This window comes from Protaetiibacter sp. SSC-01, from assembly GCF_014483895.1.
Taxonomy (GTDB): Bacteria; Actinomycetota; Actinomycetes; order Actinomycetales; family Microbacteriaceae; genus Homoserinibacter.
This window is the reverse complement of record NZ_CP059987.1, coordinates 2,550,364-2,566,005: the sequence shown is the minus strand read 5'-3', so window position 1 is coordinate 2,566,005 and position 15,642 is coordinate 2,550,364. Positions and strand designations below refer to the sequence as shown.

General features: G+C 72.2%; 10 protein-coding genes. 7 read left to right on the top strand and 3 right to left on the bottom strand.

Annotated elements, in window-relative coordinates; translation table 11 throughout:
• The first annotated feature begins 7 nt into the window (after nt 1-7).
• The 5 genes from H4J02_RS12060 (at nt 8) to H4J02_RS12040 (ending at nt 6,211) form a co-directional block, all read left to right on the top strand.
• Complete coding sequence (locus H4J02_RS12060) at nt 8-1,369, top strand: cystathionine beta-synthase (RefSeq protein WP_187674805.1); 1,362 nt, start codon at nt 8-10, stop codon at nt 1,367-1,369.
• A gap of 33 nt (nt 1,370-1,402) precedes the next feature.
• Entirely contained in the window at nt 1,403-2,572 is a 1,170-nt protein-coding gene (locus H4J02_RS12055; protein ID WP_187674804.1) for a cystathionine gamma-synthase, read from the top strand.
• 142 nt (nt 2,573-2,714) lie between these two features.
• A complete protein-coding gene (locus H4J02_RS12050) occupies nt 2,715-4,004 on the top strand; it encodes an APC family permease (RefSeq protein WP_187674803.1) in 1,290 nt (429 codons plus the stop codon).
• Nucleotides 3,997-4,926 carry a cyclase family protein gene (locus H4J02_RS12045; protein WP_187674802.1) on the top strand — a complete coding sequence of 310 codons (930 nt, stop codon included), beginning with the start codon at nt 3,997-3,999 and terminating at the stop codon, nt 4,924-4,926. The genes H4J02_RS12050 and H4J02_RS12045 overlap by 8 nt, the downstream gene beginning before the upstream one ends.
• Nucleotides 4,927-4,957: 31 nt before the next feature.
• On the top strand, nt 4,958-6,211 hold the full coding sequence (locus tag H4J02_RS12040; protein ID WP_187674801.1) for a substrate-binding domain-containing protein: 1,254 nt from the start codon (nt 4,958-4,960) through the stop codon (nt 6,209-6,211).
• Nucleotides 6,212-6,217: 6 nt separating this feature from the next.
• Here the strand turns inward: H4J02_RS12040 and H4J02_RS12035 are convergent, their stop codons facing one another.
• The 3 genes from H4J02_RS12035 to xylA all read right to left on the bottom strand — a co-directional run bounded on the left by H4J02_RS12035 (nt 6,218) and on the right by xylA (nt 9,613).
• Nucleotides 6,218-6,868, bottom strand: a complete 651-nt coding sequence (locus H4J02_RS12035) for a ThuA domain-containing protein (RefSeq protein WP_187674800.1) — start codon at nt 6,866-6,868, stop codon at nt 6,218-6,220.
• Between the two features lie 7 nt (nt 6,869-6,875).
• Nucleotides 6,876-8,297, bottom strand: a complete 1,422-nt coding sequence (xylB, locus tag H4J02_RS12030) for a xylulokinase (RefSeq protein WP_187674799.1) — start codon at nt 8,295-8,297, stop codon at nt 6,876-6,878.
• Between the two features lie 122 nt (nt 8,298-8,419).
• Complete coding sequence (xylA, locus tag H4J02_RS12025; protein ID WP_187674798.1) at nt 8,420-9,613, bottom strand: xylose isomerase; 1,194 nt, start codon at nt 9,611-9,613, stop codon at nt 8,420-8,422.
• A 130-nt stretch (nt 9,614-9,743) separates the two neighbouring features.
• Between xylA and H4J02_RS12020 the strand changes: the two genes are divergently transcribed.
• Together H4J02_RS12020 and H4J02_RS12015 are read left to right on the top strand one after the other, a co-directional pair.
• Nucleotides 9,744-10,760, top strand: a complete 1,017-nt coding sequence (locus H4J02_RS12020; RefSeq protein ID WP_187674797.1) for a LacI family DNA-binding transcriptional regulator — start codon at nt 9,744-9,746, stop codon at nt 10,758-10,760.
• Nucleotides 10,761-10,970: 210 nt separating this feature from the next.
• The gene (locus tag H4J02_RS12015) at nt 10,971-15,638 is read left to right on the top strand and encodes an endo-1,4-beta-xylanase (protein WP_187674796.1); all 4,668 of its coding nucleotides are present in this window, start codon (nt 10,971-10,973) and stop codon (nt 15,636-15,638) included.
• The last annotated feature ends 4 nt before the right edge of the window (nt 15,639-15,642 follow it).

Genomic DNA, 15,642 nt, shown 5'->3' with positions numbered 1-15,642 from the left:
TCGTGGGATGAAGTACGCCGAGACGGTGCTCGACCTCGTGGGCAACACCCCCCTCGTGAAGCTCAACAAGGTGACCGAGGGCATCCGGGCCACCGTGCTCGTCAAGGTCGAGTACGTGAACCCGGGTGGCAGCTCGAAGGACCGCATCGCGCAGCGCATCATCGACGCCGCCGAGCGCGAGGGCAAGCTGAGGCCGGGCGGCACGATCGTCGAGCCGACATCCGGGAACACGGGCATCGGGCTCGCGCTCGTCGCCCAGCAGCGCGGCTACCGCTGCGTCTTCGTGTGCCCCGACAAGGTCTCGGAAGACAAGATCAACACCCTCAAGGCGTACGGCGCCGAGGTCGTCGTGTGCCCGACCTCCGTCGCGCCCGAGAGCCCCGACTCCTACTACTCGGTGAGCGACCGCCTCTCGAAGGAGATCCCGGGCGCCTTCAAGCCCGACCAGTACTCGAACCCCAACGGGCCGCTCAGCCACTACGAGACCACGGGTCCGGAGATCTGGCGCGACACCGACGGCAAGGTCACGCACTACGTCGCGGGTGTCGGCACGGGCGGCACGATCTCGGGCGCGGGCCGCTACCTCAAGGAGCAGAACCCCGCGATCAAGGTGATCGGCGCCGACCCCGAGGGCTCCGTCTACTCGGGCGGCACGGGTCGCCCCTACCTCGTGGAGGGCGTCGGCGAGGACTTCTGGCCGACCGCCTACGACCCCGAGGTCGTCGACGAGATCATCGCGAGCTCGGATGCCGAGTCGTTCGACATGACGCGCCGCCTCGCGCGCGAGGAGGGCCTGCTCGTCGGCGGGTCCTCGGGGCTCGCCGTGGCATCCGGTCTCAAGGCCGCGAAGGAGCTCGGGCCCGACGACGTCATGGTGATCCTGCTGCCCGACGGCGGCCGCGGCTACCTCGGCAAGGTCTTCAACGACCGCTGGATGCGCTCGTACGGCTTCCTGCCCGCCGAGGGCGAGAAGACGGTGGCCGACCTCGTCGGAACGAAGGAGCCGGAGCTCGCGGGCCTCGTGCACGTGCACCCGAGCGACACCGTGCGCCACGTCATCGACAAGATGCGCCGCTTCGACATCTCGCAGATGCCCGTGCTGTCGGCCGAGCCGCCCGTCGTCATGGGCGAGGTCGTCGGCTCGATCGACGAGAAGAGCCTCATCGACGCCGTCTTCCACGGCGACGCGAAGATGACGGATGCGCTCGCCGCGTTCGTGGGCGCGCCGCTGCCCCTCATCGGCATGAACGACTCGGTCACCGCCGCCCGCGACGCGCTCGCCGACGCGGATGCGCTCCTCGTCACCGCCGACGGCAAGCCCGCCGCCGTCGTCACCCGGCACGACCTGCTCGCGTTCCTCGCCGAGTAGCCCGCGCCCCCGCACGCAGAAACAGAGAGTTCCATGAGCAGCACCTTCGACGATTTCGCCACGCGCGCCATCCACGCGGGCCAGGATGCCGACCCCACGACCGGCGCGGTCATCCCGCCGCTCTACCAGTCGACGACGTACAAGCAGGACGGGGTCGGCAACTTCCGCAACGGCTACGAGTACGCCCGCGGCACGAACCCGACCCGCACCGCGCTCGAGACCCAGCTCGCCTCCCTCGAGGGCGGCGACCGCGGGTTCAGCTTCGCGTCGGGCCTCGCGGCCGAGGACGCGCTGCTGCGCTCGATCCTGCTTCCCGGCGACCACATCCTGATGGGCAACGACGTGTACGGCGGCACGCACCGCCTCGTCGACCGGCTCGTCGTGCCGTGGGGCCTCGAGCTGTCGACCGTGGAGATGACGGACCTCGACGCCGTGCGCGCCGCCATCCGCCCGAACACGCGCGTGCTGTGGCTCGAGACGCCCTCGAACCCGCTCATGAAGATCAGCGACATCCCCGCCCTCGTCGAGCTCGGCCACGCCGCCGGCGCGATCGTGGTCGTCGACAACACCTTCGCCTCGCCGTACCTGCAGCAGCCTCTCGCCCTCGGCGCCGACGTCGTCGTGCACTCCACGACGAAGTACATCGGCGGCCACAGCGACGTGCTCGGCGGCGCCGTGATCCTCAACTCGGGCCTCGAGGTGCAGGGCGAGGACCTCGCCGACCGGGTCTCGTTCACCCAGTTCGCCGCGGGGGCCGTGAGCGGCCCGATGGATGCGTGGCTCACGACGCGCGGACTCAAGACGCTGCACCTGCGCATGGAGCGCCACTCGCAGAACGCCCAGGCGATCGCCGAGGCCGTCGCGGGTCACGCGAAGCTCGACGCCGTGTACTACCCGGGCCTGCCCGACCACCCGGGCCACGAGATCGCCGCGCGGCAGATGCGCCACTTCGGCGGCATGATCTCGCTCCAGCTCACGGATGCGGCGGCTGCGCTGCGCTTCGTCGAGTCGACGCGGCTGTTCACGCTCGCGGAGTCGCTCGGCGGCGTGGAGTCGCTCGTCTGCTACCCGTCGGAGATGACCCACGCATCCGTGCGCGGAACCGCGCTCGAGGTGTCGCCCGCGATCGTGCGGCTCTCGGTGGGCATCGAGGGCGTCGACGACCTCGTGGCCGACGTGCTCGAGACGCTCGACCGCGTCTGACCCGCCATAGTTCCCGTTCCGCGTGTTTGTCGCCGAAGGAACGGGTGCGAACACGCGGAACGGGAACTATGGCGGCGGGTTGTTGCGACTGGATGGCGGAAAGTCGCTGGTGCGCTAGATCGCGCCACGGAAGGATGAGAGCGTGAGCGTAACGGCGACCACCACGGCGGAGACCCCGGCACCCCAGGTGCACGGGCGCATCGGGCTGCCCACGGCATCCGCCCTCTACGTCGCGGCGGTGCTCGGCACGGGCATCCTCGTGCTGCCCGGCCTCGGGGTGGATGCTGCTGGGCCCGCGTCGATCCTCTCCGTCGTCATCGTGCTCGCCCTGTCGATCCCGCTCGCCGGCACCTTCGCGGCGCTCGCGGGGCGGTATCCGGATGGCGGGGGCGTCGCGACGTTCGTGCGGCTCGCGCTCGGCGACACCGCCGCACGCGCCACGGGTTACTGGTTCCTCTTCGGCGTCGGATTCGGCGCTCCCGTCGTGGCGACGCTCGCGGGGGAGTACCTCACCGCCGCGTTCGGGATCGAGGGTGCCTGGGTCGGACCCATCGGCATCGGCTTCCTCGTGATCTCGCTCGTACTCAACCTCTTCGGCGTGCGTGTGTCGGGGCGGCTCCAGCTCGGGCTCTCCGCGCTGCTCGTCGCGGTCGTCGTCGGCGTCATCGCGAGCGCCGCCCCCGCCGCTCGCGCCGAGAACTTCACGCCCTTCCTGCCCCACGGCTGGGAGGGCGTCGGCCTCGGAGTGAGCCTCTTCGTATGGGCGTTCGCGGGCGGCGAGGCGATCACCCACATCGCGCACGAGTTCCGCAACCCGCGGCGCACGATCGCGTGGGCGACCGTCATCGGGCTCACGGTCGTGGGCCTCGCCTACCTCGCGCTCCAGGTCGTCACGGTCGGCGTCTTCGGCGCCGCGGGCTCGCGCGGCGACGCGCCCCTCATCGACCTCGTCGCCATCAACTGGCCGGGCTTCGGCCCCGCGGTCGTCGGCGGCATCGCGACGATCATCGTGCTCGGCGTGCTCAACGCCTACGTGCCGGCCTTCGCCAACCTCACGGCATCCCTCGGCCGCGACGGTCACCTGCCGCGCTGGTTCGCGAAGGGCGCGGAGGCGGGGGCCGTGCCGCGGCGCGCGCTCGCCCTCGTGGCCGTGCTGCTGCTCGGCTACGCGACCCTCTTCACGGCGCTCGGCGTCGAGCTGCAGACCTTCATCCTCATCCACACGGCCTCGATGGTCGCCCTCTACTTCCTCGGGATGGTCGCCGCCGTGCGGCTGCTCGAGCGCGGCACGGTCGGCTGGTGGATGGCGCTCGTGTCGCTCGTCTTCACGGGCGCGCTGCTCGTGCTCGCGTGGCAGAACCTGCTCGTGCCCGCCCTGCTCGCCGTCGTCGCCGTCGCGGTGACGCTCATCCGGAGGTTCCGCCGTGCCTGACACCACCACGCAGTACCGCGCGGCCGAATACCGAGCGCATTTCGACGCCCGCGTGACCTTCGCGAACGGCGGCGGTCTCACGGCCGAGGGGTTCCGCATCGACCTGCCGCGCCCCGACGTCGACGCGGATGAGGTGGGTCGCCTCTTCGTGCAGCACCTCAGTCTCGCGCTCGTCGGCTCGGTCGACATCGAGAACCTCGAGATCGTCGAGGAAGCGCACCGCGGCACGCGCGGCATCGAGACGGCGCCCGCCGCATCCGTGCGCCGCGTCGTCGATCTGAGCCACCGCATCCGCGAAGGGCTCGTGACGTACCCGGGGCTGCCCGCGCCGACCTTCACGCCGCACCTCACGCGCGAGGACTCGCGCAGCCACTACGAGGCGGGCACCGAGTTCGCGATGGACATCATCACGATGATCGGTAACACGGGCACGTACCTCGACAGCCCGTACCACCGCTACGCGGACGGCCCCGACCTCGCGGGCCTCGAGCTCGCGAGCCTCGTCGACGTGCCCGCCGAGGTCTTCCACCTCACCGACCTCGGCACGCGCGGCATCCCCGCTTCCGTGCTGTGGGACCGCGACGTGCGCGGCAAGGCCGTGCTGCTGCACACCGGCTGGGACCGCCACTTCGGCACCCCCGCGTACGGCGACGACGCGCCGTTCCTCACGGCGGAGGCCACCGCCTACCTCGTCGAGCAGGGCGCGAGCATCGTCGGCATCGACTCGCTCAACATCGACGAGGTCGTGCCGCACGGCCCGCGCCCCGCGCACTCGGGGCTGCTCGCGGCCGGCATCCACGTGGTCGAGCACCTCACGAACCTCGGCGAGCTTCCGCCGTCGGGCGCGCGGTTCACGGCGGTGCCGCCCGCCGTCGAGGGCTTCGGCACCTTCACGGTGCGGGCGTACGCGACGCTCGGCTGACGCGGACGCCCCGCGAAAGTAGGCTCGGGGCGTGGCAGGGGCGCGGATGCTCGCGGCGGCGATCGCCGTCGGGCTCGCGTGCGCGGGGCTCACCGCGTGCACCCCCGCCCCGACCGGCCCGCCCGTCGCGGTGCTCTTCCCCGGCGGCGCGGACGACGACTGGGGTGCGAGCGCCGAGGTGCTGCGGCAGGAGCTCGCCGATGACGGCTACGCGGTCGAGGTGCGCTTCGCGGGCGACGACATCCCGCGGCAGCTCGAGCAGCTGCGCGACGTGCTCGAGGCGCAGCCCGCGGCCGTCGTCGTGGCACCCGTCGACACGACGGCGATCGCGGCGGTGCTCGGCGAGGAGGCGGGCGAGGGCGTCTCGATCATCGCCTACGACGAGCTCATCCTCGACTCCGACCGCGTCGACTACTTCGCGACGTTCGATCACCGCGAGGCGGGGCGGCTGCAGGCGCGCGCGCTCGTCGACGGCCTCGGCCTCGGCGACCCGGGTGCCGGACCCTTCGCGGTCGAGCTGCTCGCGGGCTCGGGCGACGACCCGGGCGCGCAGGAGGCGTTCGCCGGTGCGATGGAAGTGCTGCAGCCGCTGCTCGACGCGGGACGCCTCACGGTGCCGTCGGAGCGCACGACCCTCGAGCAGGCGGCGATCCTGCGCGGGTCGCCCGGCACGGCGGCCGACCGCGTGGCCGAGCTGCTCGCCGACGGCGTCGAGCTGCAGGGGATCCTCTCGCCGAGCGACGCCATGAGCGCGGCCGTGGCGCAGGTGCTCGCCGACGCGGGGCTCGCTGTCGTCGAGCCGGGGGAGCGCTGGACGGCCGCGCCCGTCGAGCCGGCCGAGACGCCGGATCCGGGCATCGGTCCCAGCCGTGACCCGACCCCGCCGCCGCCGGATGCGACGACGCCTCCGAACGAGGACGCGGAGCCGGACGCCGGCACAGATGCGGGCGCGGACGCCGGCACGGATGCGAAAGGCGGCGACGCGGCGGAGAGTGGGGCGTCCGATCCCGACGCGGCCCCGGCATCCGTCGTGCTCACGGGCGGCGGGCCCACGCGCGACGGCCTCCACGCCGTGGCGGAGGAGCAGCAGACCGCGACCGTCTACGAGGACCCGCGCGCCCTCGCACGCGCCGTCGCGGCGATGGTGCGCGAGGTCGTGAAGGGCGCCGCGCCCACCGTGACGCGCGGCGCGACGACCGACAACGGCATCCGCGAGGTGCCGACGCTGCTGCTCGAGCCCGAGCTCGTGGCGACCGTCGGCGACGCGGAGCGCCTGCTCGGCTGATGCGGCTCAGCCGGCCGCGAGCAGCCAGCGCACCTCGGCCGCGAGCAGCGCGCGCCGGGTCGGACTCTCGTAGGAGCGCGCGTCGTGTCCGAGCGCGTCGTAGACGACCCGCGCATCGCCGTGCCGCCGCGCCCACGCGAGCGGATGCCGCGCGCCCGCCTCCTCGTGCCACGCGAGCACCTCGGCGTCGGGCGACACCCGCAGCGCCGTGTAGCGCTCGTCGACGACCTCGACCTCGGCGAGCCCCTCGGTGATCGGATGCGGCGCGAGGCTCGCGCGCGCGGGGCCGAGCTCGGGGTGGTAGCTGAGCTCCGGCACCCAGCGTCCGCCGAGCATCCGCTCCCACTCGGGCCGGTCGGCGAAGAGGCACGCGGCGGAGTGCACGGCGAGCAGGGGCCGCCCGGCGCCCAGGTGCGTCGCGAGCGCGTCGATCACGACGCCGTCGTGGGGCGTGGGGGCGAAGTCGTTCGACGCCTGCACGACCGCGAGACGGGCGCCCGCGCCGAGCGCCGCCGCGAACGCCGCGGCCGTGTCGACGATCGTCGTGCGCACGCCGGTCTCCGCGAGCACGTCGACGATCCGCGCGGCCGTCTCGGCGAACGGATGCCACGGGTCGACGAAGTCGCCGCCTCCGGACAGCAGAACGGCATCCGCCATGGGCGCGCTACGGGGTGACGGCGCGCGCCGCGTACTGCTCGCGGATGCGCGGCACGGGCGAGGCGTCGGGACGCGCGAGGGTCTCGGGGCGCCACTCGGGGCGGCTGCCCGTGAGCACCCACGCCGCCTGCACGCTCGCGCCGAGCGCCACGTACTCGCCGGGCTCGGGCACCTCGACGGGCGCGTCGAAGACCTCCGCGGCGATGCGCGACACGGCCGGGTTGGCCGCCGCGCCGCCCACGAGGAGCACGCGCGAGGCCGTGACACCGAGGCGGCGCGCGGCGTCGAGTCCGTCGGCGAGGCCGCACAGCATCCCCTCGACGGCTGCGCGCGCGAGGTTCTCGCGGGTCGTCGAGGCGAGCGTCATGCCGAAGAGCGTCGCGGTCGCGTCGGGCAGGTTGGGGGTGCGCTCGCCCTCGAAGTAGGGCTGCAGCACGAGGCCGTCGGAGCCGGGCTCGGCCGCGAGGGCGAGCTGGCCGAGGCCGGTGTGGTCGACGCCGAGCAGGGAGGCGACGCGGTCGAGCACGCGCGCCGCGTTGAGCGTCGCGACGAGGGGCAGGTACACACCCGACGCATCGGCGAATCCCGCGACCGTACCGGTCTCGTCGGCGACCGGCGCATCCGTCACCGCGAAGACGGTGCCGCTCGTGCCGATCGAGACGACCACGTCGCCCGCCCGCGCGCCGAGGCCGAGGGCCGCCGCCGCGTTGTCGCCCGCGCCGGCGCCCACGAGCACGCCGGCCGGGATGCCGTCCTGCGCCGCGGTCTCTCCCATTGCCTCGCCGGGCCCCACGATGCGGGGCAGCACGGCGTCGTGGCCGAGGGATGCGATGAGCAGCTCGCGGTCGTAGTCGCCCGTCGCGGGGCTCCAGTAGCTCGTGCCGGATGCGTCGGAGCGGTCGGTCGCGAGTGCGTCGAGGTCGGGTCCGAGGGGGCTCTCGTCGGCGGGGCCGTAGCCGCGCAGCCGCCAGCTGAGCCAGTCGTGGGGGAGCGCGACCGCCGCGACGCGCGCCGCGTTCTCGGGCTCGGCATCCCGCAGCCAGCGCAGCTTCGTGGCCGTGAATGAGGCGACGGGCACGCTGCCGGTTCGCCGGGCGAGCTCGCCCGCGCCGAACTCGGCGATGAGGTCGCGTGCCGCCTGCGCCGAGCGCGTGTCGTTCCAGAGCAGGGCGTCGCGGATGACGCGGCCCTCGGCGTCGAGCACGACCATGCCGTGCTGCTGGCCGCCGATCGCGATCGCGGCGACGTCGTCGATGCCGCCCGCGTCGGCGATCGCCGTGCGGAGCGCATCCCACCACGCGGCGGGCGGGACCTCCGTGCCCGCGGGGTGCGACGCGCGGCCCGTGCGCACGACGGCGCCCGACTCCGCATCCCGGATCACGACCTTGCAGCTCTGGGTCGACGAGTCGACCCCCGCGACGAGCGTCATCGCCCGCCCTCCTTCACTTCTCATGCCGTCAGACACGTCCGCGAGAGTACGCACTTTTCCGCCCTTTCGGGCTGGATCTGCCGAAAAGTACGTACTCTCGCGGACAGGAACGGGGTGGTGGGTCAGCGGGCGCCGAGCAGGTGCTCCGTCGCGAGGGCCTGCAGGCGCACGAAGCCGAAGCCCTTGCCGTCGAAGTAGGCGCCCGGGTCGAAGTCCTCCCACGTGGAGCGGTCGGCGACGAGGTCGTCGATCGTCTCGCCCGAGCCGAGGGTCGGCTGCGCGAGCTCGGTGACCTTGGCGGCCTCGAGCGCCTCCTGCACCTCGGGGTCGGCGCGGAAGGCCGCGGCGCGCTCCTTGAGGAGCAGGTAGGTGCGCATGTTCGCGGCCGCCGACTCCCACACGCCCGTCTCGTCCTCGGTGCGCGAGGGCTTGTAGTCGAAGTGGCGCGGGCCGTCGTAGGCCGGGCCGCCGTTCGGTCCGCCGTTCTCGAGCAGGTCGACGAGCGCGAACGCGTTGTGCAGGTCGCCGTGACCGAACACGAGGTCCTGGTCGTACTTGATGCCGCGCTGGCCGTTGAGGTCGATGTGGAAGAGCTTGCCGTGCCACAGGGCCTGGGCGATGCCGGCCTGGAAGTTGAGGCCCGCCATCTGCTCGTGGCCGACCTCGGGGTTGAGGCCCACGAGCTCGGGGTGCTCGAGCTCGTTGATGAAGGCGAGCGCGTGGCCGACGGTCGGCAGCAGGATGTCGCCGCGGGGCTCGTTGGGCTTCGGCTCGATCGCGAAGCGGATGTCGTAGCCCTTGTCGAGCACGTACTGGCCGAGGAGGTCCATGGCCTCCTTGTAGCGGGCGAGCGCCGAGCGGATGTCCTTGGCCGAGTCGTACTCGGCGCCCTCGCGGCCGCCCCAGAAGACGAGCGTCTTGGCGCCGAGCTCGGCGGCGAGGTCGAGCTGGCGGATGACCTTGCGCAGGGCGTAGCGGCGCACCTGACGGTCGTTCGAGGTGACGCCGCCGTCCTTGAAGACGGGGGCGGAGAAGAGGTTCGTAGTCGCCATCGGCACGATGAGGCCGGTCGCCTCGAGCGCGCCCTTGAGGCGGTCGATCTGGGTCTGGCGCTCGGCATCCGTCGATCCGAACGCGAAGAGGTCGTCGTCGTGGAAGGTGAGGCCGTAGGCGCCGAGCTCGGCGAGCTTCTCCACCACGTGCACGACGTCGAGGGCGGCGCGGGTCGGGCCGCCGAAGGGGTCGGCGCCGTTGTAGCCGACGGTCCAGAGTCCGAAGCTGAACTTGTCGTCGCGGGTGGGTGTGAGCGCGGTCATCGCGGGATCTCCTCGTCGAGTAAATGTTGCGAGAGCAAACATATACCATGAGACACGCGGGCGGAAGTCCGACAGTTTCGCGAAACCCTCGAAACCGTCCGCCTAGACTGAGCCGGTCGAAAGGACGAAGATGCCACGCCCCGCCGCATCCGAACGCGTGACGCTCGCGCAGGTCGCCGATGAAGCCGGCGTGTCCCTGTCGACCATCTCGAAGGTGCTCAACGGCCGTCCGGATGTGTCGGCCGCGACCCGCGCGCGCGTCGAGGGCCTGCTCGCGGAGCACGGCTACCTGCGCCGCAAGTCGAACCTCTCGAGCACGGGTCTCATCGAGCTCGTCTTCCACGAGCTCGAAGCGGCGTGGTCGATGGAGATCATCCGCGGCGTCGAGGATGTCGCGACCGCGCACGGCCTGAGCGTCGTGCTCACCGAGAGCGGCAGCCGCCACTCGCCCTCGTCCGACTGGGTCGAGGGCGTTCTCCGCCGTCGGCCGGCGGGCGTCGTGCTCGTGTTCTCCGACCTGCCCCCCGAGTACCGCGAGGCCCTCCGGGCGCGCGCCATCCCCTTCGTCATCATCGACCCCGCGGGCGACCCCTCGCCCGAGGTGCCCTCGGTCGGCTCCGCCAACTGGTCGGGCGGGCTCATGGCGACGCGCCACCTCATCGAGCTCGGGCACACGCGCATCGCGGCCATCACGGGTCCCGACGACATGATGTGCTCGCACGCGCGCATCGACGGCTACCGCTCGGCCATGAACTCCGCGGGCCTGGCGATCGACCCGGACTGGATCCGCTTCGGCGACTTCCACACCTCGGGCGGATACGAGCACGGTCGAGCGCTGCTCACGGGTCCCGACCGCCCGACCGCGATCTTCGCGGGCTCCGACCTGCAGGCGCTCGGCGTCATGGAGGCCGTGCGCGAGCTCGACCTTCGCGTGCCGGAGGACCTCTCGCTCGTCGGCTATGACGACATCCCGCTCGCGAAGTGGGTGAGCCCGCGGCTCACGACGGTGCGGCAGCCTCTGCGCCGCATGGCCGAGGAGGCGACGCGCCTCGTCATCCGCATGGGGGAGGCGCCGCTCGAGTCGGTGCCGCGCATGGACCTCGCGACCAACCTCGTCGTGCGCGAGAGCACGGCGCAGCTCGCCTGACACCGAGCCGCCAGGGAGGGTCGCGGATGCCGCGCGCCGTCCGCGCCCTGCCGTCGAACGGCAGTGGGAGCGGTGCCACGATAGTTTCGACAAAGTTTCGATAACGGGTCGGTAACGTTAAGTTGCGGACCGCAACATACCCGTTGTCTTTCCGGGCCGGACCTACCTATCGTGGCCGAACTCGTGTCCCACTCGCGCAAAGGAGCGCACGTGTTGACCTCTCGTCGCATCGAAACTTTCGCCGCTACTATCGCGGCCGTCGCCCTCGCGGCGGGGTCGCTCTTCGCGGTCAGCGCCGCCCAGGCCGCCGACGTCGCCGTCGTGCACACCGACTTCGAGGACGGCACCCTCGGGGGGTGGGAGCAGTCCGGCGGCGACGGCAGCACGCTCTCGGTCGTCGACCTCGACGGCAGCAAGGTGCTGCAGGTCGCCGACCGCGCCGCCGACTACGTAGGCGTGCAGACGGCGGCGGGCGCGCTCACCTCCCTCGAGGAGGGGCAGACGTACACGTTCTCGATGCGCGCGCGGCTCGCGGACGGCGTCTCCGACAAGCAGTTCCGCTGGGTCATGAAGCCCGCGTACACCTGGATCGGGCCGACGACCGTGACCGCGGGTGCCTGGACGACGGTGACGGGCACCTACACGGTGCCCGCGGATGCCGACACCTCGGCTCTGCAGGTCTACATCGGCACCGACGACCCCACCCCCGCCGGCGCGTACACCTACTACGTGGACGACCTGACGATCACGGGCCCGCCCGTCGGTCCCACGGTGACGACCGTCACGGCGGTCGACTTCGAGGACGGGACGACGGGCACGTGGCAGCAGTCGGGCGGCGACGGCTCGACCCTCTCCGTCATCGACCTGGACGGCGGCAAGGTGCTGCAGGTCGCGGACCGCTCGGCCGACTACGTCGGCATCCAGAGCCCGACCGGCGTCTTCGAGCCCGCCACCGAGTACACCTTCTCGATGCGCGTGCGACTCGCACCGGGCACGCCCGGTACGAACGTGCGGTTCGTCATGAAGCCCCCCTACAACTGGATCGCCGACACGGCCGTCACGGCCGACGCCTGGACGACCGTCTCGGGCACCTACACGACGCCCGCCGACGGCGACCCCGCGACGCTCCAGGTCTACATCGGCACCGGCGACCTCGCCACGGAGGCCCCGTACACGTACTACGTCGACGACATCCTCGTGACGACCGAGGACGACGCGGGCCCCGCGCCCGACCCCGACGTGACGCCCGGAGGCGCCGTGAACCCGACCACGACCCCGACGACACTCGCCCAGGGCACGGGCGACGTCGCCGCCCTCAGCTTCGACGACGGGCCCAACGGCGACGACACCGCCGAGCTGCTCGACTTCCTCAAGGAGAAGGACATCAAGGCCGTGTTCTGCGTCATCGGCCAGAACATCGAGGCGCCCGGCGGGGCGACCCTGCTGCGCCGCATCGTGGCCGAGGGGCACACGCTGTGCAACCACACGACGAGCTATGCGGACATGGGCTCGTGGTCGACCACGGCCATCCGCGACGACCTCGTCGAGAACCTGCGCATCATCCGCGAGGCCCTCGGCGACCCGAACGCGAAGGTGCCGTTCTTCCGTGCGCCGAACGGCAGCTGGGGCAGCACCCCGGGTGTCGCCGTGTCGCTCGGCATGCAGCCGCTCGCCGTCATCAACACGATCAGCGACTGGGAGACGCAGAACCAGGCGACCCTCGAGACCAACCTGCGCGCCGCGATCAAGCCCGGCCAGATCGTGCTCGTGCACGACGGCGGCGGCGACCGCAGCGGCAGCATCGCGGCCGTCAAGACGGTCGTGCAGGAGCGCCTCGACGCCGGCTGGACCTTCACGCTCCCCGTCGGCACCCCGCCGCCGGGCGGACAGGTCGCCCTCTCGACCGACTTCGAGGAGGGCCTCGACGGATGGGAGCCGCGCGCGGCAGCGGGCGGAGCGCCCGTCGTCGAGATCGTCACCGATCCCGTGCACGGCGGAGCCCAGGCCGCGACCGTGACCCAGCGTCCCGACGAGGGAGCCGGCATCCGTCACGAGGTCACGGGCATCCTCGAGCCCGGCGTCACCTACGAGCTCACGGCGTGGCTGCGCTTCGCCGACGACGGCCCGGTCGGCGACGTGTGGCTGTCGAGCGAGGGCGTCAACGGCGACACGTCGACGTACTCGACGCTCGGGCAGTTCACGGGTATGTCGAAGACGGACTGGGTGCAGGTGACGCAGCGCTTCACGCTGGGCGAGTCCGAGCGCACCTACATCTACTTCGAGACGGCGTACCAGGTGCCGAACACGACGACGTTCTACATCGACGACATCGTCGTCAGCACGCCCGCCCCCGCCGTCATCCAGGACCTCGAGCCCATCCACGAGACGGTCGACTTCCCGGTCGGCGTCGCCGTCGACAGCCGCGAGACGCTCGGCGGACCCGCACAGCTCACGCTCAAGCACTTCGACCAGCTGACGCCGGAGAACCACATGAAGCCGGAGGCGTGGTACGACGCGGAGCGCAACTTCCGCCTGCACCCCGAGGCGAAGTCGCTCATGGACTTCGCGCAGGAGAACGGGCTGCGGATGTACGGCCACGTGCTCGTGTGGCACAGCCAGACGCCCGAGTTCCTCTTCCAGGACGACGGGGGCACGCCGCTCACCTCGAGCCCGGCCGATCAGGACATCCTCGACGAGCGGCTGCGCACGCACATCTACGCCGTTGCGAAGGCCCTGCACGACCAGTACGGCGACTTCGGCTCCGAGACGAACCCGCTCGTCGCGTTCGACGTCGTCAACGAGGTCGTCGCCGACTCGGGCGACAACCCCGACGGCCTGCGCCGCAGCGAGTGGTTCCGCATCCTCGGCGAGGAGTTCATCGACGCCGCCTTCCACTACGCGGACGAGGCGTTCAACGAGCTCTACGCGGCGCCCGGCTCCGACCGCCCGGTGAAGCTCTTCATCAACGACTACAACACCGAGCAGTCGGGCAAGCAGCAGCGCTACCACGCGCTCGTCGAGCGCCTGCTCGAGCGCGGCGTTCCCATCGACGGCGTGGGGCACCAGTTCCACGTGAGCCTCTCGATGCCCGTGACGGCGCTCGCGGATGCGCTCGAGGCGTTCGAGGACACCGGCCTCCTGCAGGCGGTCACCGAGCTCGACGTCACGACCGGCACTCCCGTGACGCAGGCGAAGCTCGTCGCCCAGGGCTACTACTACCGCGACGCGTTCTGGGAGTTCCGCGACTTCCAGGCGCGCACCGGCGACATGTTCTCGGTGACGGTGTGGGGCCTGACCGACGGGCGCAGCTGGCGCAACTCGAACGGGGCGCCGCTCGTCTTCGACGACGGCCTTCAAGCGAAGCCCGCCTACTACGGCATCGTCGACGCCGAGCTTCCCGCGCCGCTGCGCACGGCGAACGTCTTCCGCGCCGACATCCTGGCGACCACCGACGGCCTCGCCGCGGCGGAGTGGGACCGCCTGCCGCTCATCGCGATCTCGGCGGATGCGCGCTTCCAGTCGCGCTGGAGCCCCGACCGTCTCACGGTGCTCGTAGAGGTCGACGACCTGAGCGCCGGCAACGACTCCATCGAGCTGCAGCTCGGCGACGAGACGGTGACGCTCGGACGGAACGGCTCGGGCGGCGCCACGGGCGTCGTCGCCGAGACCGCGACGGGCTACCGCGCGATCGTCGAGCTCCCGCTCGACGGGGCCGCCGAGGCCGACACCCTCGCCCTCGACGTGCGCGTGACCGACGGGCTCTCGACCGTGGCCTGGAACGCGCCCGGCGAGACGGGCACCCTCACGCTCCTCGAGGCGCTCTCGTTCCTCGAGGTCGTGCAGGCGGATGCGGCCCCCCAGATCGACGGGACGGTCGACGACGTGTGGGAGCACGCGAACGTCGTGACGACGTCGAAGCACGTCGAGGGCTCGGGCGCCGAGGCCACCGTGCGCACCCTGTGGCGCGCCGGCACCCTCTACGTGCTCGCGGCCGTCGCCGACCCCGTGGTCGACGTGTCGGGCTCCGACCCGTGGATCCAGGACTCGGTCGAGCTCTACATCGACCCGGGCAACGTCAAGAACGGCTCGTACCGCTACGACGACAGCCAGATCCGCATCTCGGCCACGAACGTGCTGTCGTTCGGCACGGGCGACGAGGCGTTCCAGCGCGGTCGCGTGCAGTCGGCCACCTCGACCGTCGACGGGGGTTACGTGGTGGAGGCCGCGATCACCCTCGGCGACGCGGGCGTGCTCGGCTCGTTCCACGGCGTCGACTTCCAGGTGAACGACGCCCAGGGTGGAGCGCGCATCGGCATCGCCAACTGGGCCGACCCCTCGGGTGCGGGCTACCAGTCGACCGCGCGCTGGGGCGTCGGGCAGCTCGTCGGACCGGCCGGCCCCGAGGAGCCGGGTGAGGATCGCCCGACCGTCACGCTCGGCAGCACCACGGTGCGCGCGGGCGGCCAGGTCGACGTCGAGCTCTCGGGCTTCGAGCCGGGCACCGTCGTCGAGCTCCAACTCGACCGGCCCGCGGCGGCCGCGGGAGGCGGATCGGGTGGCGCGCCCGCGACGGCGCGCACGGCATCCGCCGCCGCGCTCCCGGCGACGCTCGGCACGCTCCTCATCGGACCGGACGGCACGGCGAGCGGGTCGGTCACGATCCCGTCCGACACGACGCCGGGCTCGTACCGCATCGCCGCCTACGTCGACGGCTCGCTCCTCGCGAGCGGTCAGCTCACGGTGCTCGCCGCGGCCGTCGCCGCGACCGGCGCCGACGTGTCGGGAGCGCTCGGTGCTGCGCTCCTGATGCTCCTCGCGGGAGGTGCGGCGCTCGTCCTCCGAGCCCGCCGCCGCGAGAGCGCCCTCCGTCGCCCCTGACGGA

Bases quoted from the DNA above. Each gene is read 5' to 3' on its own strand.
- H4J02_RS12060 (WP_187674805.1), top strand. From the start codon at position 8: ATGAAGTACGCCGAGACGGTGCTCGACCTCGTGGGCAACACCCCCCTC.
- H4J02_RS12055 (WP_187674804.1), top strand. From the start codon at position 1,403: ATGAGCAGCACCTTCGACGATTTCGCCACGCGCGCCATCCACGCGGGC.
- H4J02_RS12035 (WP_187674800.1), bottom strand. From the start codon at position 6,868: ATGGCGGATGCCGTTCTGCTGTCCGGAGGCGGCGACTTCGTCGACCCG.
- xylB (WP_187674799.1), bottom strand. From the start codon at position 8,297: ATGACGCTCGTCGCGGGGGTCGACTCGTCGACCCAGAGCTGCAAGGTC.
- xylA (WP_187674798.1), bottom strand. From the start codon at position 9,613: ATGACCGCGCTCACACCCACCCGCGACGACAAGTTCAGCTTCGGACTC.
- H4J02_RS12020 (WP_187674797.1), top strand. From the start codon at position 9,744: ATGCCACGCCCCGCCGCATCCGAACGCGTGACGCTCGCGCAGGTCGCC.